This window comes from Pseudomonas sp. MYb193 (assembly GCF_002966775.1).
GTDB lineage: Bacteria > Pseudomonadota > Gammaproteobacteria > Pseudomonadales > Pseudomonadaceae > Aquipseudomonas > Aquipseudomonas paracarnis.
Genome location: NZ_CP023269.1, coordinates 3,754,572 through 3,778,191, shown reverse-complemented (window position 1 = coordinate 3,778,191; position 23,620 = coordinate 3,754,572). Strand labels below are relative to the sequence as shown.

At 60.1% G+C, this 23,620-nt stretch carries 18 protein-coding genes and 4 tRNA genes; 11 read left to right on the top strand and 11 right to left on the bottom strand.

The window, feature by feature from the left end; all coding sequences use genetic code 11:
• Nucleotides 1-104: 104 nt before the first annotated feature.
• On the bottom strand, nucleotides 105-962 hold the full coding sequence (copD, locus tag CLM72_RS17070; protein WP_105227229.1) for a copper homeostasis membrane protein CopD: 858 nt from the start codon (nucleotides 960-962) through the stop codon (nucleotides 105-107).
• A 3-nt stretch (nucleotides 963-965) separates the two neighbouring features.
• Nucleotides 966-1,331 (bottom strand): copper homeostasis periplasmic binding protein CopC, encoded by a 366-nt coding sequence (gene copC, locus CLM72_RS17065; protein ID WP_034127959.1) that lies wholly within the window; start codon nucleotides 1,329-1,331, stop codon nucleotides 966-968.
• A gap of 116 nt (nucleotides 1,332-1,447) precedes the next feature.
• On the opposite strand from copC, the gene CLM72_RS17060 reads away from it, so the two are divergent.
• Complete coding sequence (locus CLM72_RS17060; RefSeq protein ID WP_105227228.1) at nucleotides 1,448-2,068, top strand: TetR/AcrR family transcriptional regulator; 621 nt, start codon at nucleotides 1,448-1,450, stop codon at nucleotides 2,066-2,068.
• Between the two features lie 625 nt (nucleotides 2,069-2,693).
• On the opposite strand, the gene preA is transcribed toward CLM72_RS17060, so the two are convergent.
• From preA to hydA, 3 genes are all read right to left on the bottom strand, one after another.
• Nucleotides 2,694-3,968 (bottom strand): NAD-dependent dihydropyrimidine dehydrogenase subunit PreA, encoded by a 1,275-nt coding sequence (preA, locus tag CLM72_RS17050; RefSeq protein WP_105227227.1) that lies wholly within the window; start codon nucleotides 3,966-3,968, stop codon nucleotides 2,694-2,696.
• The gene (locus tag CLM72_RS17045; protein ID WP_105229156.1) at nucleotides 3,968-5,335 is read right to left on the bottom strand and encodes an NAD(P)-dependent oxidoreductase; all 1,368 of its coding nucleotides are present in this window, start codon (nucleotides 5,333-5,335) and stop codon (nucleotides 3,968-3,970) included. The genes preA and CLM72_RS17045 overlap by 1 nt, the downstream gene beginning before the upstream one ends.
• Nucleotides 5,336-5,470: 135 nt before the next feature.
• Nucleotides 5,471-6,910 (bottom strand): dihydropyrimidinase, encoded by a 1,440-nt coding sequence (gene hydA, locus CLM72_RS17040; protein WP_105227226.1) that lies wholly within the window; start codon nucleotides 6,908-6,910, stop codon nucleotides 5,471-5,473.
• A 610-nt stretch (nucleotides 6,911-7,520) separates the two neighbouring features.
• Between hydA and CLM72_RS17035 the strand changes: the two genes are divergently transcribed.
• From CLM72_RS17035 to CLM72_RS17025, 3 genes are all read left to right on the top strand, one after another.
• The gene (locus tag CLM72_RS17035; protein ID WP_105226130.1) at nucleotides 7,521-8,501 is read left to right on the top strand and encodes an IS5 family transposase; all 981 of its coding nucleotides are present in this window, start codon (nucleotides 7,521-7,523) and stop codon (nucleotides 8,499-8,501) included.
• A gap of 171 nt (nucleotides 8,502-8,672) precedes the next feature.
• Entirely contained in the window at nucleotides 8,673-10,160 is a 1,488-nt protein-coding gene (locus tag CLM72_RS17030; RefSeq protein WP_105227225.1) for an NCS1 family nucleobase:cation symporter-1, read from the top strand.
• Nucleotides 10,161-10,306: 146 nt separating this feature from the next.
• Entirely contained in the window at nucleotides 10,307-11,593 is a 1,287-nt protein-coding gene (locus tag CLM72_RS17025; RefSeq protein WP_105227224.1) for a Zn-dependent hydrolase, read from the top strand.
• 44 nt (nucleotides 11,594-11,637) lie between these two features.
• Here CLM72_RS17025 and CLM72_RS17020 read toward each other — a convergent pair whose 3' ends face one another.
• Genes CLM72_RS17020 through CLM72_RS17010 form a run of 3 tightly spaced genes read right to left on the bottom strand, consistent with a single transcriptional unit; the run spans nucleotide 11,638 to nucleotide 17,417 of the window.
• Nucleotides 11,638-13,053: an efflux transporter outer membrane subunit gene (locus CLM72_RS17020; protein WP_105227223.1), complete on the bottom strand. Its 1,416-nt coding sequence runs from the start codon at nucleotides 13,051-13,053 to the stop codon at nucleotides 11,638-11,640.
• Complete coding sequence (locus tag CLM72_RS17015; protein WP_105227222.1) at nucleotides 13,037-14,206, bottom strand: efflux RND transporter periplasmic adaptor subunit; 1,170 nt, start codon at nucleotides 14,204-14,206, stop codon at nucleotides 13,037-13,039. The genes CLM72_RS17020 and CLM72_RS17015 overlap by 17 nt, the downstream gene beginning before the upstream one ends.
• A complete protein-coding gene (locus CLM72_RS17010; RefSeq protein WP_105227221.1) occupies nucleotides 14,196-17,417 on the bottom strand; it encodes an efflux RND transporter permease subunit in 3,222 nt (1,073 codons plus the stop codon). Before CLM72_RS17010 ends, CLM72_RS17015 begins: the two co-directional genes overlap by 11 nt.
• 206 nt (nucleotides 17,418-17,623) lie before the next feature.
• Between CLM72_RS17010 and CLM72_RS17005 the strand changes: the two genes are divergently transcribed.
• The gene (locus CLM72_RS17005) at nucleotides 17,624-18,034 is read left to right on the top strand and encodes a hypothetical protein (RefSeq protein WP_034127951.1); all 411 of its coding nucleotides are present in this window, start codon (nucleotides 17,624-17,626) and stop codon (nucleotides 18,032-18,034) included.
• Here CLM72_RS17005 and CLM72_RS28990 read toward each other — a convergent pair.
• Nucleotides 18,031-18,192 carry a hypothetical protein gene (locus tag CLM72_RS28990; RefSeq protein WP_164919344.1) on the bottom strand — a complete coding sequence of 54 codons (162 nt, stop codon included), beginning with the start codon at nucleotides 18,190-18,192 and terminating at the stop codon, nucleotides 18,031-18,033. The two genes, CLM72_RS17005 and CLM72_RS28990, sit on opposite strands and share 4 nt — an antisense overlap.
• Before the next feature lie 212 nt (nucleotides 18,193-18,404).
• Between CLM72_RS28990 and CLM72_RS17000 the strand changes: the two genes are divergently transcribed.
• Nucleotides 18,405-19,070: a peptidase C39 family protein gene (locus CLM72_RS17000; protein ID WP_105229155.1), complete on the top strand. Its 666-nt coding sequence runs from the start codon at nucleotides 18,405-18,407 to the stop codon at nucleotides 19,068-19,070.
• Between the two features lie 48 nt (nucleotides 19,071-19,118).
• On the opposite strand, the gene pbpG is transcribed toward CLM72_RS17000, so the two are convergent.
• Nucleotides 19,119-20,042, bottom strand: a complete 924-nt coding sequence (gene pbpG, locus CLM72_RS16995; RefSeq protein ID WP_054898262.1) for a D-alanyl-D-alanine endopeptidase — start codon at nucleotides 20,040-20,042, stop codon at nucleotides 19,119-19,121.
• A gap of 207 nt (nucleotides 20,043-20,249) precedes the next feature.
• Nucleotides 20,250-21,104 carry a bifunctional methylenetetrahydrofolate dehydrogenase/methenyltetrahydrofolate cyclohydrolase FolD gene (folD, locus tag CLM72_RS16990; RefSeq protein ID WP_105227220.1) on the bottom strand — a complete coding sequence of 285 codons (855 nt, stop codon included), beginning with the start codon at nucleotides 21,102-21,104 and terminating at the stop codon, nucleotides 20,250-20,252.
• Nucleotides 21,105-21,379: 275 nt separating this feature from the next.
• Between folD and CLM72_RS16985 the strand changes: the two genes are divergently transcribed.
• The 5 genes from CLM72_RS16985 to tig all read left to right on the top strand — a co-directional run bounded on the left by CLM72_RS16985 (nucleotide 21,380) and on the right by tig (nucleotide 23,570).
• Nucleotides 21,380-21,456 (top strand) — tRNA-Arg (locus CLM72_RS16985).
• A 32-nt stretch (nucleotides 21,457-21,488) separates the two neighbouring features.
• Nucleotides 21,489-21,564, top strand: a tRNA-His gene (locus CLM72_RS16980).
• 57 nt (nucleotides 21,565-21,621) lie between these two features.
• Nucleotides 21,622-21,706, top strand: a tRNA-Leu gene (locus CLM72_RS16975).
• Between the two features lie 77 nt (nucleotides 21,707-21,783).
• Nucleotides 21,784-21,859: transfer RNA gene (locus CLM72_RS16970), tRNA-His, on the top strand.
• A 400-nt stretch (nucleotides 21,860-22,259) separates the two neighbouring features.
• Entirely contained in the window at nucleotides 22,260-23,570 is a 1,311-nt protein-coding gene (gene tig / locus CLM72_RS16965) for a trigger factor (RefSeq protein ID WP_054917375.1), read from the top strand.
• Nucleotides 23,571-23,620 lie beyond the last annotated feature (50 nt).

Here is a 23,620-nt window from a genome sequence, read left to right as displayed (position 1 = left end):
TGCGAGGTTTTGAGGGCGTGTCAAGCAGAAGTTATACGATTACTTGGGTGAAACGATTCAACTGATGGGGGGGCTCCCACATTGATTGCATTGCACAAGACTTTTCAGCCAGCCATGACCATCGGCGGCAGGGTGCCAAGCAGGGAAACCGCAGCCACTGCTGCAATGCCCAACAGCCACTCCATCATCACACTGGCTCTCAAACTGCCCAGGCGTTGTTCGCAGCGCTTGATACGCAACCGGTTCAACAGCGCCAACCCCAGCATGCCCAGCACCAGCCCCACCTTGATCAGCAGGATCAAGGCGAAGCCCTCGAACAGCGGCGTGGGCCACAGTTGCCCGGTGAGCACGCGCACGTTGATCAGACCGGTTACCAGCAGGCCGCCGACCAGGCCATATCCCACACCGCTGAAGCGCCGCAGAATCGGCTCCAGGTGGTGGTCTTGCGCCTGCCGGAGGATCAGCACCAACACCAGCAACCCACCGAGCCAGGCCCCAACGCACAGCAGGTGCACTACCTGGTTGAGAATCAGCAACTGCCCACTCAGCCCGTCGAGCATGGCGCCATGGCCTACGGGGGCCAGGGTCGCCAGCAGCAGGGCGAGCAGCGGTAAGCGCAAGGCCGGCCAGGGCTTGATCAGCACGGTCACCAGCAGCAGATTCAGCAGCAGATGCCAGGCCCATACCTGGCCAAAAAAGGTCTTGCCCAGCACCAACTGCACCGTGGCCGGTTGCAGCGCCGAGTCCCAACTGCCGGCCATGCTGGCGGTGATCAACAGCAGCCACACAACCCCGGTGAACAGCCCCAAGCCGGCCAGGCCACGGGTGATGCGCAGCAATTGCCGGTCCAGTGTCGGCTGCACATGAGCGCCGAGCAGCCAGGGCCTGAATACCCAAGCCCCGAACATCAGCAACACGACGCAAAAGTGCAGGAAGCGGCACAGCACCAGCAGGGTTGCCATGGGTTATTGGCCGACCTTGAAGCTGTAAGTGCCTTCGCTTTTGTGAGTGTCGACGGACACCGCATGCCATTCGACTTTATAGGTGCCGTTTGCCAGCGCAGCGGCAGGCGTGACCACCAGGGTCTTCTTGTCGGCGTCCGGAGTTTCCAGGCCCTTGATGGCGATTTCGGTGCCGTCCTTGCTCAGGGAGACCTTGGTGAAGGTGGCTTCGACGCCTTCGCTGAAGGTCAGGCGCAGGTCTTTGGGTGCGGCGACTTTGCTGTCAGCCGCAGGCTCCGCGCTCTTGAGGTGGGCGTGGGCAAATGCCGTGGAGGCGCCCAGCAGGGCAGTGAACAGGACAGCAGCGGTCAGGGACTTCTTGAGCAACATTGTTCAATACCGATCAGAGGATAGGAGCCGGCAGTGTACGAAGTTTCGGCTTGGCCTGTCGCCCCGATCTAGAGCCGGTGGTAGTCTTTAGGCCGTGTTGTTGTCAGGGAGCCCATATGGGCAATCACAAGATCGGAATTCGTCGGGTCAACGTCGAGAAAATCCTGCTGGCGGCGGAGAAGGTCTTCGCCAACAAAGGCTATGGCAGCACCGCCATGGCCGACATCGCCGAAGAAGCGCAACTGCCGCGCTCCAACCTGCATTACTACTTCACCACCAAAAGTGAGCTGTACAGCGCGGTACTGTTCGACCTGCTGGAGTTGTGGAAGCAGGACGCCCTGAGCTTTGAAACCTTCGACGACCCTCGGGTGGTGCTCAGCAGCTACATCCGCGCCAAGATGCAGCGCTCGCGCACGCGCCCATATGGCTCCAAGGTCTGGGCCAATGAAATCATCCACGGCGCGCCCACACTCGGCGAGGCCCTGGATGAAAGCCTGTACGACTGGGCCAAGATGAAGGAAGCGAAGATTCGCCAATGGGTGCAAGACAAACGCATCCTGCCGGTGGAGCCCTCGAGCTTGCTGTACATGATCTGGGCCTCGACCCAGCACTACGCCGACTTCGATCACCAAGTGAAGATTCTGAATGATCACCAGCCGTTGTCGGACAGGCAGTTCGAGCAGGCCATTCAGACCGTGACCGGTGTGATTTTGCGCGGGATTGGGTTGGAGCCTTGAGCCTTGTAGTGAGGCTCAAGGCCCTATCGCAGCATAGGTATCTACATAACTCTGTTAGCTCAACGGTAACCACGATGCGACGCGAGCCGCTCTTGATCTTGATCTGCTTTTGATCTTAGGCGCCCCGTTAAACCACGCTGGCCGGAATTCGATAGGGATTTGGGGGGTAAACCGGCAGGGATGCCGGTTTAGCCGCCCCGCGCCATGGATGGCGCGTGGCGGCGGCCCCCCAAATCACTGGCGGATTACGGGCACACCGAGCCTAAGCGAGGTGCCGAGTGGTGGGGCAAGAGCGCTTTGCTTACTTTGCCGCTTTTGCAAAGTGAGCCGCCGTCAGGGCGGAACCCTAAGTGGCCGTTACCGCAGCAATGGATATGTACACGGTCCAACTGTGTTGACTGTCAGGCCGTCTTCGCAGGCAAGCCAGCTCCCACATTGGATCGCGGGGCATCAGTTATATCTGTGTCGGCTGCCAGGCCGTCACGGGAGCAAGCTCCCTCGCCACAGATTTAGCGTCGTGCCGAAGTTGTGTAGATACCTATGCCTATCGCAGGCAAGCCAGCTCCCACATTGGAACGCATTCCAACTGTGGGAGCTGGCTTGCCTGCGATAGCGAACTAAAGGGTTACACCGCTTCCCGGTAAGGATTGCGCGGGTCCTGCGTCCAGTTCAAAAACGGCTTGCCGGTATCGATCGGCACCATCTCGATGCAGTCGGCCACCGGGCAAGTGATCTGGCAGAGGTTGCAGCCCACGCACTCATCGTCGATCACCTCATACAGATGCGTGCCATCGGCCTGCTTCAAGCTGGCAATGGCCTGGTGCGAAGTGTCCTCGCAGGCAATATGGCAACGCCCACAGCCAATGCACGCCTCTTGATCAATCTTGGCGATGACCTGGTAGTTGATGTCCAGGTACTTCCAGTCTGTGGTATTGCCCACTGCCCTCCCGGAAAACGCTTGCAGGTTGGTATGGCCCTGGCTGTCCATCCAGCGCGACAAGCCGTCCTTCATCTCTTCAACGATGCGAAACCCATGCAGCATCGCCGCCGTGCATACCTGCACCGCGCCGCAGCCCAGGGCGACGAATTCCGCGGCGTCGCGCCAGGTACCGATGCCGCCGATGCCGCAGATCGGCAGGCCGTTGGTCTGTGGGTCACGGGCGATTTCGGCGACCATGTTCAGTGCAATCGGCTTGACCGCCGAGCCGCAATAACCGCCATGGGTGCTCTGGGTACCGACCACCGGCAGCGCGACCATGCGCTCCAGGTCTACGCTGGTGATGGAGTTGATGGTGTTGATCAGCGACACCGCATCGGCGCCGCCTCGATAGGCCGCCCGCGCCGCCACGCGGATGTCGGTGATGTTCGGCGTGAGCTTGACGATCACCGGCAGCGAACAATACGTCTTGCACCAGCGCGTCACTTGCTCCACGTACTCCGGCACCTGGCCGACGGCAGCGCCCATGCCCCGTTCGGGCATGCCATGAGGGCAGCCGAAGTTCAGCTCGATGCCGTCGCAGCCGGTCGCCTCCACCAAGGGCAGGATGTTTTTCCAGGACGCTTCGACACAAGGCACCATGAGCGAGACGATCAGTGCGCGGTCCGGCCAGTCCTTTTTCACCTCGGTGATTTCCCGCAGGTTGATCTCCAGGGAACGGTCGGTGATCAGTTCGATATTGTTGATGCCCAGCACTTCGCGGTTGGCGCCATAGTGCGCGGAGTAACGCGACGACACGTTCACCGCCGCCGGATCTTCCCCCAGGGTTTTCCACACGACGCCACCCCAGCCGGCCTCGAAGGCGCGCACCACGTTGTAGGCTTTGTCGGTGGGCGGCGCGGAGGCCAGCCAGAACGGATTGGGCGCTTTGATACCGGCGAATACAATCGAGAGATCGGCCATTACGCAGCCTCCACAGTCAGCATGAGTTGGGCATGCATGGCTTCGGCGGCCCGCTTGCCATGTTGTACCGCCTGAACGGTGAGGTCCTGGCCGAGGCTGACGCAATCGCCGCCGGCATACACCCCTGGGATGCTGGTGCGCAGTTGCTCATCGACGAAGATGCGCTCGCCGACGCGATGCAGTTGCTGGGCCAGCGGATCGTGCAGGGCGTCGTTGTCGAAGCCTTGCCCGATCGCCTTGAAGATCGCGTCGGCGGCCAGTTCGAAGGTTTCCCCGGTAGGCAGCAGGCGACCGTTTTCCAGGCGGGTGCGGGCAAAGCGCATGCCGCGTACGCGGCCTTGGTCATCGAGCAGGACCTCGTCGGGTTGGGCCCAGGTCAACAGCCGTACTTGATTGGCCTTGGCGATGTCCTGTTCGTGGTGGGTTGCGCCCATGTCGGCCAGGCCACGGCGGTATACCAGGTTGACATCGCGGGCACCGAGGCGGGCCATCTGCACGGCCATGTCGATGGCGGTGTTGCCGGCGCCGAGCACGATGCAGCGGTCGGCCAGGGGCAGTTGGCTGAGGTCATCGGCCTGGCGCAGTTCGCGGATATAGTCGGTGGCGGCGAGCAGGCCGGGGGCGTCCTCAAAGGGCAGGTCCAGTTGTTTGCTGGCAGCGAGACCCAGGCCAAGGAACACTGAATCGAATTGCTGGTGCAGTTCGCTCAAGGTCAGGTTGTCGCCCAGGCGCTGGCCGTGGCGAACCTCGATGCCGCCAATCTGCAGGAGGAAATCCAGTTCCTTCTGGGCGAAGTCGTCCACCAGTTTGTATTTGGCGATTCCGTATTCATTCAGGCCGCCGGCTTTTTCCCGCGCTTCGAAAATCACCACGTCATGACCGTGCAAGGCGGCGCGATGGGCGCAGGCCAAACCGGCAGGCCCGGCACCGACCACGGCGATGCGCTTGCCGGTGGGCGCGGCGCGTTGGAACGGGTGTTCGCTGAAGTGCGCGTTGTCGATGGCATAGCGTTGCAACAGGCCGATCAGCACAGGGGCGCATTCTTCGGCGTTATTGCGTACGCACGCTTGCTGGCAAAGGATTTCCGTCGGGCACACCCGTGCGCAACTGCCACCGAGGATGTTGGCCGAGAGGATCTTCTGCGCGGCCCCTTGCACGTTCTCGGTGTGGATATTGCGGATGAACGAAGGGATGTCGATCTCGCTGGGGCACGCATTCACACAAGGCGCGTCGTAGCAGTACAGGCAGCGCGAGGCTTCCAGTTGGGCCTGGCGGGCGTTGAGGGGCGGTGCCAGGTCGGTGAACTGGCTGGCGAGGGTGGCCCCGTCTTCGCGGGGGTGGGGGAGGTGGGTCAGGGTCTGGATCACGGTGTTGGCCTCACGGTTCTGCGCCTCTGCCGGGCACTGGTTTTTTGTGGCCTGGGCTGGCCTCATCGCAGGCAAGCCAGCTCCCACATTTGAATGTGTTCACAGGTCGAAAATGGGGGGCTCCCCAAAACGGTCTCAGCGGTTCACGGCCACTGGCTTGCAAAGCGCTGCCCGCTTGCTCAACTGTTCGAACACCGACGGATACGCCGGCCGCTGCACATACCGCCCGGCCCCTCGCTCCGCGCGCAGGTCACCATCGGCCCACACCAGCTTGCCCTGGCTGATGGTGTGGCTGGGCACGCCGCGCACGGTCTTGCCTTCGAAGATGTTGAAGTCCACCTGCTGATGGTGGGTCTTGGCGGAAATGGTCCGCGTGCCCTCGGGGTCCCATAGCACCAGGTCGGCATCGGCGCCTACGCGTATCGCGCCTTTGCGTGGGTAGAGGTTGAAGATCTTCGCGGTGTTGGTGGAGGTGAGCGCGACAAATTCCTGCATCGACAAACGCCCGGTATTGACGCCTTCGTGCCACAGCAGCGCCATGCGGTCTTCAATGCCGGCGGTACCGTTGGGGATCTTGCTGAAGTCGTCACGCCCGGCGGCTTTTTGCTCGGCGCAGAAACAGCAGTGGTCGGTGGCGGTGGTGTGCAGGTTGCCCGCTTGCAGGCCGTGCCACAGCGCCTCTTGGTGCCCGCGTGGGCGGAATGGCGGGCTCATCACATAGCCGGCGGCGGTCTGCCAGTCGGGGTGTTGGTACACGCTGTCATCGAGCAACAGGTGGCCGGCGAGCACTTCACCGTACACCGCCTGGCCCTTGCCACGGGCATAAGTGATTTCATCCAGGGCTTCCTTCGTCGACACATGCACCAGGTACAGCGGCGTGCCGATGGTCTCGGCAATCCGGATGGCACGGCTGGCCGCTTCGCCTTCCACCTGGGACGGGCGCGACAGCGGATGGGCTTCCGGCCCGGTGATGCCCTGGGCCACCAGCTTGCGTTGCAGGTGGTACACCAGCTCGCCATTTTCGGCATGCACCGTGGGCACCGCGCCGAGTTCCAGGCAGCGTTCGAAACTGGCGACCAAGGTGTCATCGGCAGCCATGATCGCGTTCTTGTAGGCCATGAAATGCTTGAAGCTGTTGATGCCGTGATGGCTGACCAGCTCGGCCATTTCCTCGCGTACCTGTTCGCTCCACCAAGTGATCGCTACATGAAACCCGTAGTCGGCGGCAGACTTTTCGGCCCAGCCGCGCCACTGGTGGAAAGCTTCCATCAGCGATTGCTGTGGGTTGGGAATCACGAAGTCGATGATCGACGTGGTACCACCGGCCAAGCCTGCCGCCGTGCCACTGAAAAAGTCTTCACTGGCCACGGTGCCCATGAAGGGCAGTTGCATATGGGTATGGGGGTCAATGCCGCCTGGCATCAAGTATTGGCCGCTGCCATCGAGTATTTCGCAGCCTGTGGGAATATCCAGATTCGTGCCAATGGCGCGAATTAGACCCTCTGCGCATAACACATCGGCGCGGTAACTTTCATCATGGGTAATAACGGTGGCGCCACGGATCAACAGCGACATGTCGAGTTCCTCACAGGCTTGACCGGCTTGTGCCAGTTCTAAGTGTTGTAATGCTGCGTACCGAGGGTCGGTTAATTCCTGTCATCGGTGACAGGAATAGAAACTAGCCCGAGTTTTTCGAATGAGCAAGAAGATTTTTATCAAGCCCTTAATGTTTTTATCTAGTTGATTTATAAGGTAAAAATACTATTTTCACCAAAATGAAGCACGCCCACCCTGTTTTGACGCACTTGACAGGTTCTTGATCTGATCAATATTTCTTATTGCAAATCAGGCGCTTGAGATATGCCGCTTGACGGCGTCGAGAAATAAAAATAATTGTGATGCACCAGTTTGAGACCTGCAGGTTCTGGCAACTTGCGTATTGTTTAGCCTGACGCGTGCGGCAAGTAGCGCAGGCTCAATTGGAAAGCTGATACACATCAGCAAGTTATACAAGCGGTGCGGGTTCAGAGGCGGTTGTCGGCACGGTTATTGAGTGCACGGGCAGTTGGCCGGAACCCTGGATGTCATGTTGTTGATGCGGTACTCCGGCCACCTGAACCTAGGGATTCTCCGAACAAGTCCGTAGATGTGCTGAAATATGTCCGTCCCCTGATCCGAGCTACCCATGAGCCAGATGAGCTTTTCCGACTTTGAATACGCAGGCAAGCGCAAGCAGACACGTCGTGAACGCTTCCTCACCGAGATGGATCAGGTCGTGCCCTGGAGCGCTTTGCTAAAGCTGATCGAACCGTATTACCCGAAGGCTGGCGGTGGTCGAAAACCCTATCCTCTGGAAACCATGCTGCGGATTCATCTGCTGCAAAACTGGTTCTCCCTGAGCGACCCGGCCATGGAAGAGGCGCTCTACGAAATCACGCCCATACGCCAGTTCGCGGGTTTGACTCTGAGTGCGCCAATCCCTGAAGACACCACGATCATGAACTTCCGGCACTTGCTGGAGAAACATAAGCTCGCGCCTGCAATCCTCGCTGTCATCAATGGCTATTTGCAGGACAAAGGCCTGTCGCTGCGCCAGGGCACCATCGTCGATGCGACCATTATTCATGCCCCCAGCTCGACAAAGAACAAGGAGGGAAAGCGCGATCCCGAGATGCATCAGACCAAGAAAGGTAATCAATATTTCTTCGGGATGAAGGCTCATATCGGTGCTGATGTCGAATCCGGTCTGGTTCATCACGTCCATGGCACCGCTGCCAATGTGGCCGATGTCACACAGGTCGCCGAGCTGTTGCATGGCGAAGAAAACGCGGTGTATGCGGATGCTGGATACACCGGTGTCGAGAAACGTAAAGAGCATGAAAATCGTAAAGTGATCTGGCAAATCGCGACTCGCCGCAGCACCTATTCCAAGTTGAATAAACGCAGTCTGCTGTACAAGGCCAAACGCAAGATCGAGTACTGCAAAGCTCAGACGCGGGCCAAGGTCGAGCATCCTTTTCGGGTGATCAAACGGCAGTTCGGTTATATGAAAGTACGCTTTCGTGGGCTGATGAAAAACACGGCCCAGTTGACCACGCTGTTCGCCCTGTCGAACCTGTGGATGGCTCGAAAAAAACTGATGGGTATGGGCGAATTGCGCGCTTAACACCGAAAGCCGGACAAAAACGCCCTCAATACCCGATGCACTGTTCGCTTTTCAGCAAATAGCGGGGCGCTTCGGGAAAATTGCGACTGGCCGCCGGCATACGGCAAGTTGATCGGAGCATCCCTAGCGTGCAGGTGAGCAACAATAATTTAAAAAAACCGTGGAGCGGCCATGCAACAGAACAGATCGCAAGTCATCGAGCGCAACGGCCTGTACGAACTCGACGCCGGCCCCGACGTCCTCGACAGCCCTCGCTACAACCACGACATGGCACCTACCAAAGTACACGAGCGTACCTGGAACAAATGGCACATCACCGCGCTCTGGGTCGGCATGTCGATCTGCGTGCCCACCTACACCCTGGGTGGGGTGCTCACGGCGTATTTCGGGCTGTCGGTGGGGGAGGCGCTGATGGCGATCCTGCTGGCCAATATCGTGGTGTTGATCCCGCTGACCCTCAACGCGTTTCCCGGCACCAAGTACGGCATTCCGTTTCCGGTGCTGTTGCGTTCGTCCTTTGGCATCCTCGGTTCCAACGTACCGTGCCTGATCCGCGCGCTGGTGGCCTGCGGCTGGTTTGGTATCCAGACGATGTTCGGCGGGCTGGCGATCCACCTGTTCCTGGGCTCGATTTTCGACGGCTGGAAAGCCCTCGGCGGTACCGGTGAGGTGATCGGTTTCATGCTGTTCTGGTGCTTGAACCTGTGGGTAGTGCTGCGTGGCGCCGAGTCGATCAAGCGTCTGGAAACCTTGTCGGCGCCGCTGTTGGTGGCGGTGGGGGTTGGGTTGCTGGTATGGGCGATGCCCAACGTGTCCCTCAGCGAACTGATGGCGATCCCACCCAAGCGCCCCGAAGGCGCGAGCCTCACCGGTTACTTCATGGCGGGGCTTACGGCGATGGTGGGCTTCTGGGCCACCTTGTCACTGAACATTCCCGACTTCAGCCGCTACGCCAACAGCCAGAAAGACCAGATTCTGGGGCAGATCTTCGGCTTGCCGCTGACCATGTTCCTGTTCGCCGCCCTCGGCGTGGTCATGACCGCCGCCTCGGTGAAACTGGTGGGGGTCAGCGTCTCCGATCCGGTGAGCCTGATTGGTCATATCCAGAGCCCGGTGTGGGTGGCCATCGCCATGGCGCTGATCATCGTCGCCACCTTGTCCACCAACACTGCGGCGAACATCGTATCGCCCACCAACGACTTCCAGAACATCGCGCCCAAGCTGATCAACCGCACTACGGCGGTGATCCTCACCGGCCTGGTAGGGCTGGCGTTGATGGCCCATGAACTGCTGAAAAAACTCGGGCTGATTGTCTCGGACGTCAGCCTGGAAACCGTGTACTCCAATTGGCTACTGGGCTATTCAAGCCTGCTGGGGCCGATTGCCGGGATCATGGTGGTGGACTATTTCATCACCCGCAGACAACAGTTGGACCTGGCCGGCCTGTACCGCGACGACGTGTACCCGGCCTGGAACTGGAGCGGCTTTATCGCCTTTGGCGTACCGGTGGTGCTGACGCTGCTGTCGCTGGGCAGCGATGCGTTCAGCTGGTTCTACAGCTACGGCTGGTTTACCGGCTCGGCGTTGGGCGGGGTGTTGTATTACGGGCTCAATGCCAAGCGGGCTAGCAGTCCACTCACCGCCAAATCCCCGTTGTAAACACGGTCCAGGTGGGAGCTGGCTTGCCTGCGATAGCGGACTATCAGTTAAAACCGTGTCGCCTGACACACCGCTATCGCAGGCAAGCCAGCTCCCACCGTTGACCGCGTTAATTAATAAGAACCTGTAGCCTGAGGAGACCCCCCATGAATGCTGCCCTCGACGTTCTGCAATCGACCCATCAGCACATCAACCGCGACCGTCTGTGGCAGTCGCTGATGGACCTGGCCACACTCGGCGCCACCCCCAAAGGCGGAGTGTGTCGCCTGGCCCTTACCGACCTCGACCGCAAGGCTCGCGATCTCTTCGTGCAGTGGTGTGAAGCGGCGGGTTGCACCGTGACCATCGACGGCATCGGCAATATCTTTGCGCGCCGTCCCGGTCGCAATCCCGACCTGCCACCGGTGATGACCGGCAGCCATATCGACACCCAGCCCACCGGCGGCAAGTTCGACGGTTGCTTCGGCGTGCTGGCCGGTGTGGAAGTGTTGCGCACCCTTAACGACCTGAATGTGGAAACCGAGGCGCCGCTGGAAGTGGTGGTGTGGACCAACGAAGAAGGCTCGCGTTTCCCGCCGTGCATGATGGGCTCAGGGGTGTTTGCCGAGAAGTTCAGCCTGGCCGATACCCTGGCCAAGGTCGATACGGACGGCATCAGCGTGGGGGATGCGTTGAACGCGATTGGTTATGCCGGAACACGGCCGGTCAGCGGGCATAAGGTCGGCGCGTATTTCGAGGCCCATATCGAACAAGGGCCGATTCTGGAGGATGAACACAAAACCATCGGCGTGGTGCTCGGCGCCCTCGGGCAAAAGTGGTTTGACCTGAAGCTGCGCGGTGTTGAAGCCCATGCCGGCCCTACACCCATGCACTTGCGCAAGGATGCCCTGGTAGGCGCGGCAGCGGTGGTGGCCGCCGTGAACGCTGCGGCGTTGGCGCACCAGCCCCATGCATGCGGCACGGTGGGGTGCCTGCAAGCGTATCCGGGATCGCGCAACGTGATTCCCGGTGAGGTGCGCATGACCCTGGATTTTCGTCACTTGGAACCGGCACGGCTGGACTCGATGATTGCCCAGGTGCGTCAGGTGATCGAGGACACCTGCGCCAAACATGGCTTGAGTTTCGACATGCAGCCCACGGCGGACTTTCCGCCGCTGTACTTCGACAAAGGCTGTGTGGAGGCGGTGCGCGATGCCGCCAATGGCTTGGGCTTGTCGAACATGGACATCGTCAGCGGGGCAGGGCACGACGCGATCTTCGTCGCTGAGCTGGGCCCGGCGGGGATGATCTTTGTACCGTGTGAAGGCGGCATCAGCCACAACGAAATCGAAAATGCCGCGCCGGATGACCTGGCGGCAGGGTGTGCGGTGTTGTTGCGCGCCATGGTAGCCGCTTCAGCAGCCATCGCCAGCGGCAAGTTAGCCGCCTGCTAATGATCGTTCCCAGGCTCCGCGTGGGAACGATCATTAGCAGGCTATTAACCCGGCTGCCAGCCGCCGCCGAGTGCGGTCAAAAGTCCCACACTCGCCTGCAACTGCCGGGTCTGCACCGCCTGCAACGTTCTCTGTGCCTGCAACGCGGCGGTTTGGGCGGTGACCACGTCCAGGTAACTCACCGCCCCGGCCTGATAGCTGTTCATCGCCAAGGCCTGGGTATGTTGCGCCGCCTCTGCCGCCGCTTGCTCGTCCTCGGCTTGCTGCTGCAAATCCCGCAGTTGTGCGAGGTTATCTTCCACCTCGCGCACGGCTTTCAATACGTGGCTACGGTACTGTGCCGAGGCTTCCTCGAATTCGGCCTTGGCCTGGCGCTCGTTGGCGCTCAAGCGTCCGCCATCGAAGATCGGCAGGTTCATCAGCGGCCCCAGTGCCCAATACCGGTTGCCGGCGGACAGCAGGTTGCCAACGCCTTGGGTCTGCCCGCCCAGCACACCGGTCAAACTGAAATCCGGGAACCACGCCGCCTTGGCCACGCCGATCGTTGCGTTGGCCGCAAACACACGACGTTCAGCTGCGGCAATGTCTGGACGACGCTGCAGCAAGTGGCTGGGCAACTGCGCCGGAATGCCTGGCAACGCCATTAACTGCGGGCTGGGCGGCAATGAAAAATCACTGGCCGTCACGCCCACCAATTCGCCGATGGCATGCTCGGCGAGGTTGCGCTGGCCACGCACTTCGTCCAGCTGCGCCTTGGCTTCGGCCAGTTGGTTTTGCGCGCGGGTCAGGTCCAGTTCGGACGCAATCTGGCCTTCATAACGGCTGCGGGTCAGTTGCAACGCTTGGCTGAAGTCCTGCAACGACGTGTTGAGGATTCGGCCCTGTGCATCCAGCCCATTGAGCTGCACATACAGGCTCGCCAACTGCTGTTGCAGGCTCAGGCGCACCACCGCCAGATCATCAAAGGACGCTTGCGCCTGGGCATCGCCCGCAGCGACCTGGTTGCGGATTCTGCCCCACAGGTCGAGGTCGTAACCCAGGGAGAACCCAGCGCTATTGCTGTTGTACACCGACGGCTGTGCAGTGCCGCGTAGCGGTCGTGAATCCGATTGACGTTGGCGCAGCGGTTGCGCGCTGGCGGTGATTTGCGGGAAAAGGCCCGCGTGCAGTTGACTGGCGTAGGCCTGGGACGCATCGAAGTGCGCCAGCGCCGCGGCCAGGTCCGGGTTGGCCTTGAGCAGTTGCTGCTGCAGCCCGTTCAGGCGCGAATCGTTGTAAAGCTGCCACCACTGGGGCGCCAGTTGATCCGACGGTTGCGCGCTGTGCCAGGGGCCATCGCTGGTTTGTTCGCGGTAGTGGGCGGGCAGGTCAATCGATGGCACCGTATAGGTGGGCGCCATCGAGCAACCCTGCAACGCCAGCACCATCAGTGCCGCCAGCGGCTTAAGCCTTGGGCGCATGCGTACCTCCCGAGGCGTCGGCCAGTTGCACCGGGTCGCCTTCGCGCAGGGCGTCGGGCGGGTTGTCGATGATGCGGTCAGCAGGCTTCAGGCCTTGGTCGATCACCAGACGCTCGCCGAGGTCCAGGCCAATATGAATGTCTTGCAGGTGCACATGGTTGCGACCGTCCAGTACCGCAACCTGGGTGCCCTGGGCGCGGAAGATCAAGGCGCTGGCCGGGATGCTCACGCCATGGGTATCGGCCGGAATCGGCAGGGTGACTTCGGCGTAATCGCCTGGCAGCAGTTCGCCGTTGGGGTTGTCGGCAACGAACTGGGCGAGCAGGGTGCCAGAGCGACGGTCGATGGCGGTGGAGTCTCCGATCAGACGTGCCTTGAAGTGCTCGCCAGGGTGCTCAGGGACGGTCAGTTCGGCCTCAAGGCCCGTATGAATGACCGCTGCATAGTTCTGCGGCACCGGCACGTACAAGCGCAATTGGTGGGTGTCGGCAATGTTGAACAGTTCCGGATCGCTGGCGTTATCGGCCTTGATCAACTGGCCGATGTCCGTGTTGCGGGCGGTGATGGTGCCAGCGAATGGCGCTCGAAGGGTCTTGTAGCTTTCCAGGGCGCACAGTCGCGCGTAGTCCGCTGCCGCGGCTTCGGTGTTGGCCTTGGCGGCTGCGGCGTTGGAGGTTTTCTCATCGGCGTCCTGGCGCGATACCGAATGGCTGGCCAGCAGGTTTTGCCAGCGGGTCGCCGTGGTGGCTGCCAGGCGTGCATTGGCTTGTTGCTGGATCAGGCGGGCATGGGCCTGGGCCAGTTGTTGGTCGAGGTCTGGGCTGTCGATTTCGGCGAGGATTTGCCCGGCCTTGACCTGGGCACCGATGTCGACTTTCCAGTCCTTCAAGTAGCCGCTGACCCGCGCATGGATCGCCGCTTTGCTCCATGCGTCCAGGTGGGCGGGCAGGCGCAGGGTGTCACCGCCGGCGTTTGGCTTGGGTTGGAACACCATTACCTGCGGGACGGCGGCGGCTTCGGTCCAGGCGGTGACCGACTGCTCGTGCAGCGTACGCGCGTGCAGGCCGCTGGCGACTAACAGGGCAGCCAACGTCAGGCCACCGACACCCAGGAGCATCAGACGCTTGCGCGAGGGTTTTTGATCAGGCGACATGGGGCGTTTCTCCAGCAGTTGCGCGAGTAGGATGACGACCGTGGACCAGGCTGAAGACCACGGGAACAAACAACAAAGTGGCGATGGTGGCGAAGACCAGGCCACCGATGACCGCCCGGCCGAGCGGGGCGTTCTGCTCCTCGGAAATGGCCAGGGGCAGCATGCCGATGATCATTGCCAGGGCAGTCATGCACACCGGGCGAAAGCGCGTATAGCCGGCTTCCAGCGCGGCTTTCAACGCATCGCCATGTTCGGCCAGGCGCTCACGGCAGAAGCTCACCACCAGGATCGAGTTGGCGGTGGCCACGCCCATGCACAAGATGGCGCCGGTGAGTGCCGGGACCGATAACGATGTGCTGCTGAGGAACAGCATCCACACGATGCCCGCCAATGCTGCCGGCAACGCCGTGATGATCACAAAAGGGTCGGCCCATGATTGGAAGTTGACCACGATCAGCAAGTAGATCAGCACCACCGCGCCGAGCAGTCCGAAGCTCAAACCACTGAACGCCTCATGCAGCGCATCGATCTGCCCGTGCAGGCTGATGGTCGCGCCTTTGGGGCGCATGGACGCAGTGTCATCCAGCACCTTTTGCACATCACGGGCAACGCCGCCCAGATCGCGGCCTTGCACGTTGGCGTACAGGTCCAGGGTAGGCTCGATGTTGTAGTGGGTCACAACGGCAGGGCTCTGGACGCGGGAGATGGTTGCCACGCCGCCGAGAATTTGCGCCTGCCCATCGGCACCGGTCACTGGCAGCGCTTCCAGGGACGGCAGGCTGTCGAGGCGGTATTGCGGGGTGGCGGCGACGATGGAGTAAGACACGCCGTTGGCCGGGTTGAGCCAGAAGGTCGGCGCGGTTTGCGAGCTGCCGGCGAGGGAGGCGACCATGCTGTTGGTGACGTCACGCTCGGTGATGCCCAGGCCATTGGCGCGCATACGGTCCACGTTTACTTGCAGCGAGGGGTAGCCGGTGGACTGCTGGATCCGCAGGTCGGCAATCCCCGGTACATGTTGCAAGCGCCGTTCAAGCTCGACGGCATAGGCGCGGTTTTCCGCATCATTGCGCCCGGAGATTTTGACGTCCAGAGGGGCGGGAGCGCCGAAGTTGAGGATCTGGCTGCTGATGTCGGCGGGCAGGAACGCAAAGTGGCTGCCGGGGAAACTTTGCGGCAGGGCTTCACGCAGTTTTTTCACATAGTCGGCGGTGGGCGCGTGGTGCGTTTTCAAGCTGACTTGAATATCGCCATCCTGCGGGCCGATGGTGCCGCTGCTGCTGTAGGCCATGTCGATGCCGCTGAGCGGAATGCCAATATTGTCGACGATGGTGTCCAGTTCTTCGGCGGGGATGACCTCGCGGATCCGTGCTTCGATGCGATCGAACGCCGCGGCGCTTTCTTCGATGCGCGTGCCCAGTGGCAAGCGCACATGCAGGGCCAAGGCACCCGCATCGGTGGCCGGGAAAAAGTCCTGGCCCAGGCTCGGTAACAGCAGGAACGACGCGAGTACGCAGGCCAGGAACCCGACAATGAAGCGCTTGCGTGCGCCCAGCGCCAGCGTCAGCAGGCCATGGTAGGTGTCGCGGATAGTGGAAAAGTGCCGTTCGAATCCCTGTTGAAAATTCAGCACCGATTGCAGCAACGCATTGCGCGGCCTCAAGTGCTGTTCACCCTCGTGGTGATTGATGAATGCATCTTCCGGATGATGCCCCGCGCCTGCCTCCGGCCTATGTGGTTTGAGCAAATACATCGCCAGCGTCGGCACCAGGGTACGCGAGAGAATGAACGAACTGGCCATGGCAAAGATCACCGCCAGCGCCATTGGCCGGAACAGGTAACCGGCGATGCCTTGCAGCAAAAACATCGGCACGAACACGATGCAGATGCACAACAGCGAGACGAATGCCGGGCCGACGATTTGTGCTGCACCGTCGAGAATTGCGGCCTTCACCGCCTTGCCTTGCTCCAGGTGCCAGTTGATGTTTTCGATGGTCACCGTGGCGTCGTCCACCAGGATGCCCACCGCCAACGCCAGCCCGCCCAACGTCATCACGTTGAGGGTTTGCCCACTGATGGCCAACAGCGCGATGGCCGACAGCACTGCCAGGGGAATCGACGCGGCGATGATCAAGGTCGAGCGCCAACTGCCGAGAAACAGCAGGATCATCGCACTGGTGAGCAGTGCGGCAATGATGCCTTCCTGGGCCACGCTGCCCACCGACTGCTTGACGAACACCGAGGCATCGCCCAGCAGCGAGGTTTTCAGCGACGGTGGCAAGGTTTCGTTGATGCGCGGCAGCATCTGCCGGATACCGTCGATGATCGACAGCGTGGAAATGCTGCCGTTTTTCAGCGCCGGCATCAGCACGGCGCGATGGCCGTCGACCCGCACGATATTGGTTTGCGGTGGTGAACCGTCGCGCACATGGGCCACTTGGCCGATGGTGATCAGCGCACCGTCGACGGTCTTGATCGGCAAGTCGTTGAGCTCATCAATCGCCTTGGGGCTGTTGTTGAGCAGGATCGTGTATTCGTTGGGGCCGAGCTTGGCGGTGCCCACCGGGATGATCTGGTTCTGCAGCGCCAGGGCGTTGCCCACGTCCTGGGCCGACAAGCCTTTGGCGGCCAGGGCTTGAGGGTCGAGGTCGAGGGTGATCTGCCGTTGCTTGCCACCCATTGGCGTGGGCATGGCCAGGCCGGGCAGGGCGCTCAAGGGCAGGCGGATATTGTTCTGCACCAGATCGCGAATTTTGGCTTCCGACAGGCTGGGGCTGGAGAACGCCATTTGCAGGATCGGCACCGTGGAGGCGCTGTAATTGAGGATCAGCGGCGGGGTGATGCCCGGTGGCATTTGCTTGAGCACGGTTTGTGACACCGCCGTGACCTGGGCATTGGCGGTACGGATATCGACGCCAGGCTGGAAGAAGATCTTGACGATGCCCATGCCGGGCAACGATTGCGACTCGATATGTTCGATGTCGTTGACGGTGGTGCTCAGGGAGCGTTCGTAGGTGTAGATCACCCGGCCGGCCATGGCGTCCGGAGACAGGCCGTTGTACTGCCACACCACGGCGACCACGGGAATGCCGATATCGGGAAAAACATCCGTGGGCGTGCGCAGGGCCGCCATCGGCCCGATGATGCAGATGAATATAGCCAGCACGATGAAGGTGTACGGCTTGTGCAGTGCGGTCTTTACCAGCCCGAGCATGCGTGAGTCTCCGAGAAGAGCAGGATTGCAAACCCCGGCAGTCTTGACCGACCCACCTAACACGCACCTTTCAGCCAGGTGAAGGAAGTTTTAGTCAAGGGCTGAAGATACTTTCATAGGGATTCATTTGTTCCAGGAAGGGCGGCTGATCAAGCTTGTCAGCCATCGGATACGAGCTTTTCATTCATGCCCTTTGGAGCCCTGTCATGTCACTCAAACCACTGTTGTTAGTTCCCGTCCTTGGCTTTGTCTGTTTACTGTCGGCCTGCGCCGGCCCGATCCCCAAGGCGGACCCCAGCGAAGCCTGGATCGGCTTGCAGGAAGAAGCGCCGAATGACCTGATGGCCGAGCGTGTCGATGGCAAGCGGGTGGACGATGGGCGCTATTTTGAGGTGACCCCGGGGGACCATCGCCTGGACGTGACTTTATTTGAAGACGAGCCGGGTGATGACAACCAGCAGGACTGCCAGGGCCGCATCGAGTACAAGCATTTCAAGGCAGGTGAGCACTACACCCTGGTGGAGTCGAGCCTGGGCACCACGGTGCGCGCGTCCCTTGAGGACGGCCACGGCAAGGAAATTGCCGCGACCCAGGACTTCAATTGCATGCCTGGCTAGGCGTGATGCGCCGTCGCCTTGTGCGGTTCTGCGGGTGCAGCAGGTTTGACGTGGGGGTGATGATGCCGGCGCGTCACGCGCATGACTCCCCACAGCATGGCGGCGGCGACGGCCAGCCAACCACAGATCAACAGGAAAATCGTTGTCGCAAGGCTCATTCGGGCCTCCTTTCGCCCACTTGGGGCACACACAGTCTTCTCAATGGACAGTCTAGTCAGCTGGCGGTTGCCTGCTATTGACCAATGGTCGAGTCGGTCCAACTTCTTTGCTCTATCAGCGCCGCTTTACTGAGCCAGTGGGCTATACCGGCGGGGCGGGGCGCCCTATGATCGGAGGCCTTTACCGGCAGTTGATCAAGAGAGTGAAAAAATTGCGCTTACGGTCGAACCTTAAAACCTCCTTGCTGCTCGCCGCTGCCCTTGGGCTGGCGTCCTGTGCCAGCAGCACACCATCGAAACTGCCAGGCTTGCCGGAGCGCGTTGAACTCACTGGCGTGCCGACCTTTCGCAGCGAGGCTTATCAGAGCGGTCCTACGGCACTTGCCAGCATGCTGTCGCAACAAGGCATTGTCATGACACCGGGTTTGCTTGATAAACCGCTGCACCTGCCCGGAGCCGAGGCGGACCTTGAGCGCAACATGCAAGTGCTGGCACGTGAATACGGGCTGATGGTGTATCCACTGGAGGCCAAGCTGACCGCCGTGCTGGCGCAGGTGGCGGCGGGTTACCCGGTGATGGCGCGGATCAACGCCAGTTATTGGTCCGGGGCGCGCTATGTCGTGGTGGTGGGGTTCAACCAACAGAAGAGTACGGTGCTGTTGCGCTCTGGCAACGAGCGCCGGCTGATCATGAGCTTCAGCGACTTCGAGTCGGCGTGGGCGAGCGCGGGCCATTGGGCCATTCTGACCCAGCGCCCGAGCCAGTTGCCGGCCAATGTGGACGTGCAGCGCTGGCGCGATGCCGCCAATGCCACGGCGCAGGCGGGGCAGGAGCAAGCGGCGGCCCAAGCGCTCAAGGTGTTGGCAGAGAAGAAGTGAAGCTCAAATAATGTGGAAGCCCGCTCCCACACTAAATCGCATCACTGCTTATCGACGTACTTCCGTAGCGGTCGCTCGGTTCTTGAGGTTTTTATCGGCCTTGTAACGCAGCGCTACATCCGGCACTGCGCCGCCTTTGCCGGTCTCGACCCAGCTACGAATACGGCTGGCATCGGCAAAATGGGTGAACTTGCCAAAGGCATCCAGGATCACCAGCGACACCGGGCGATTGCCCATGCTCGTCACCAACACCAGGCAATGGCCGGCCTGGTTGGTGAAGCCGGTCTTGGTCAGCTTGATATCCCAGTTGGCGCGGTTGATCAGATGGTCGGTGTTGGAGAAGCCCAAGGTGTAATTAGGCTTGCGGAACGACACGGTCTTTTCCTTGGTGGTGCTCAACTGGCTCAGCATCGGAAACTTGCGCGCATAGGCCAGCAGCTTGCTCAGGTCGCGAGCGGTCGACACGTTATGGATCGACAGGCCGGTGGGCTCCACGTAGTGGGTGCTGGTCATGCCCAGGGATTTGGCCTTGGCGTTCATCGCGGCAATGAAGGCCGCATAACCACCTGGATAGTGGTGGGCGAGGCTGGCGGCGGCGCGGTTTTCCGAAGACATCAGCGCGATCAGCAGCATTTCCTTACGTGGCATCTGGCTGCCGATCTTCACCCGGGAGAACACGCCTTTCATCTCGGGCGTGTCGGTGATGTTGATGTCGATGTACTCGTCCATATTCTGCTTGGCTTCGAGGACGATCAGGCCAGTCATCAGCTTGCTCACCGAGGCGATAGGTACCACCACGTCAGGGTTGCTGGAATAAATGACTTTATTGGTCTGCAAGTCGACCAGCATGGCGCTGCCGGAGGCGATCTGCAGCTTGGAGGCGTCACGCGGGGCCAGGGTGGATTCGGCAGCGTGGGCGAAGGTGCCTGTTATCGCAAAAAACAGGCTGACAATAGAAAGACGAATTTTCACGCGGATGAACTCGCTAAAAAGTAAGGAAATGCCGTTGTAGAACGGGTCTTAAGACAAATGACGTTACATTTTAGGAGTATGGATGAAGAACTGTCGAATGTTCTTCTAGAACCAGACGAAAGTACCTAAAAACTAAGAAAAAACGGTTTTTTCACGGGCAATAAAAAGCCCTGCGCTAAGGCAGGGCTTTTTCATCACCTCTGGTTATTAACCGTGCAGCGTTTCCGCTGCATATAAGGTATTTTCCAGCAAGCAGGCCCGGGTCATCGGCCCGACACCGCCAGGGACCGGCGTGATCCAGCCTGCTCGGGGCAGGGCGGTTTCATACACCACGTCGCCCACCAACTTGCCGTCTTCCTGGCGGTTGATACCCACGTCAATAACGATGGCGCCTTCCTTGATCCACTCACCCTTGACCAGGCCCGGCTTGCCGGCGGCGACTACCACCAGGTCGGCACGGCCGACGTGGCCGGCGAGGTCCCTGGTGAAGCGATGGGTGACGGTCACTGTGCAGCCGGCCAGCAGCAGCTCCATGGCCATCGGGCGACCGACGATGTTCGATGCGCCCACCACCACAGCGTCAAGGCCGTACAGGTCGACACCGGTGCTTTCCAGCAGCGTCATGATGCCTTTAGGCGTGCATGGGCGCAGCAGGGGAATGCGTTGAGCCAGGCGGCCGACGTTATAAGGGTGGAAACCGTCGACGTCCTTGTCCGGGCGGATGCGCTCCAGCAGCTTGGAGGCGTCCAGGTGCTCGGGCAGTGGCAGTTGCAGCAGGATGCCGTCCATGTCCGGATCATCGTTGAGGCTGTCAATCAGGTCGGTCAGGGCCTGTTGAGTGGTGTCCGAAGGCAAGTCGTAGGCCTTGGAAATAAAGCCGACCTCTTCACAGTCTTTACGCTTGTGCGAGACATAAACCTGAGAGGCAGGATCGCTGCCGACCAGGATCACCGCGAGGCCAGGCGTGCGCAGGCCTTGCTGGCTGCGCTCGGTGACTCGTTTGGCGATCTGCTGGCGCAGGCTGGCGGCGATTGATTTGCCGTCGATAAGTTGTGCAGTCATTACGCGTGATTAACCATCGAGAGGGGGAAGAAAAGTGCGCGCATTCTCGCATGCCAAGGCGCGAGGGCAAAGGCGCTTGGTCTGCAAATTGCCCTAACCCCTTAAATAAAATCAGTTTTTTTCAAAAAAGATTTGACGGGTTTCCAGGGCATCTATACTATTCGTCGCACTTGTCGGGCACAGCCTAGCACTGGTTAAGAAGGTCGAGCAGAATAGTTGTACTGCAAGGCTGGAAGCACTTAGTTTGTAATCCTCCAAGAGTACAGATTAATAAGGCGCCCGTAGCTCAGCTGGATAGAGCATCCGCCTTCTAAGCGGATGGTCGCAGGTTCGAGTCCTGCCGGGTGCGCCATTAGGCAGCTTTGGCACAAGTAGCGCTATATGGTGGGCGTAGCTCAGTTGGTAGAGCACGGGATTGTGACTCCCGTTGTCGAGGGTTCGATCCCCTTCGTCCACCCCATATTCTGAGAGGCGCCAGATTTAACAGTCTGGCGCCTTTGCTTTAAGAGCTTCAAGCGCGGATGTGGTGGAATTGGTAGACACACTGGATTTAGGTTCCAGCGCCGCGAGGCGTAAGAGTTCGAGTCTCTTCATCCGCACCAATTAAAGCTTTTCCCGGTCGTCAGGCGGGGCAGGGCTCAACAAAGAAGTGGTTTGGTTTCTTTGTTAACGCAATATGGTGGGCGTAGCTCAGTTGGTAGAGCACGGGATTGTGACTCCCGTTGTCGAGGGTTCGATCCCCTTCGTCCACCCCATATTCGAAAGGCGCCAGATTTAACAGTCTGGCGCCTTTTTTGGTTTTGGCGGTTTGAGATTGGGTGGTTGCAGGTGCTGGGCTGCCCCGGCAGGGCGTGTCGTCGTATTTGTGTATCTCGATGATGCCGCGTTGCTTGCTCGCCTTGTTCGCAGGGCGGGCCGCCAGGGAGATGAATGGTTGTTCCTTCTATATATAGAGAGGGGCGGCGCAGAGCCCTGGCGCAATTTGGCTGTATTTGTCACCGGGCGAGGTACTTCAGTGCTTTCGTACCGATAAATTGCCGGCTATTTTTCGCGGTGTTTTCAGTAGGGTGACTTCTTGAGTTTGACCCACTAGAATGCATGCCCTTGATTGGGGTCGGAAATGGCCGGCTAATGTCTGTGCAACGAGGAATATCCATGCAAGTTTCTGTTGAAAATACTACTGCTCTCGAGCGCCGCCTGAGCATCACCGTGCCGGCAGAGCGTATCGAGACTGCGGTCAACAAGCGTCTGCAGCAGACTGCCCAAAAGGCCAAGATCGCTGGTTTCCGTCCAGGCAAAGTGCCTATGAGCGAAATCAAGCGTCGTTTTGGTGCCGATGCGCGCCAGGAAGCTGTAGGTGACGTGATCCAGGCTTCCTTCTACGAAGCCGTTGTCGAGCAGAAGCTGAACCCGGCTGGCTCGCCTTCGATCGAGCCCAAGTCCCTGGAAGCGGGCAAGGACCTGGAATACGTTGCCGTATTCGAAGTGTTCCCGGAATTTGAAGTGGCCGGTTTCGACGGTATCGAAATCGAGCGTCTGAGCGCCGAAGTGGCTGATTCGGACCTGGACAACATGCTGGAAATCCTGCGCAAGCAGAACACTCGTTTCGAAGTGGCCGACCGTGCCGCCCAGAACGAAGACCAACTGAACATCGATTTCGTTGGCAAGGTTGACGGCGAAGTCTTCGCTGGCGGCTCCTCCAAGGGCACTCAGCTGGTGCTGGGTTCCAACCGCATGATCCCTGGTTTCGAAGACGGCCTGGTTGGCGCCAAAGCCGGCGAAGAGCGCGTTCTGAACCTGACTTTCCCTGCTGACTACCAGAACCTGGACCTGGCTGGCAAAGCCGCCGAGTTCACCGTTACCGTCAACAGCGTTTCCGAGCCTAAGCTGCCAGAGCTGAACGAAGAGTTCTTCGCCCAGTTCGGCATCAAGGAAACCGGCATCGAAGGCTTCCGCACCGAAGTTCGCAAGAACATGGAGCGTGAGCTGCGCCAGGCTATCAAGTCCAAGGTCAAGAACCAGGTCATGGACGGTCTGCTGGCCGCCAACCCGATCGAAGTGCCTAAGGCTCTGCTGTCCAACGAAGTGGATCGCCTGCGCGTTCAAGCGGTTCAGCAGTTTGGTGGCAACATCAAGCCTGACCAACTGCCGGCCGAGCTGTTCGAAGAGCAAGCCAAGCGCCGCGTTGTGCTGGGCCTGATCGTGGCCGAAGTGGTCAAGCAGTTCGACCTCAAGCCAGACGAAGACCGCGTTCGCGAAATGATCCAGGAAATGGCTTCGGCCTACCAGGAGCCTGAGCAGGTCGTGGCTTGGTACTACAAGAACGAGCAGCAGATGAACGAAGTACGTTCGGTTGTGCTGGAAGAACAAGTTGTGGATACTGTTCTGCAGAAGGCTAAGGTGACCGATAAAGCGGTCTCTTACGAAGAAGCAGTCAAACCGGCGGAAGCAGCACAAGCCGACTGATTGTCCAACTCGTTGGAAATTCAACCATAAGCCAGCCTCGCGCTGGCTTA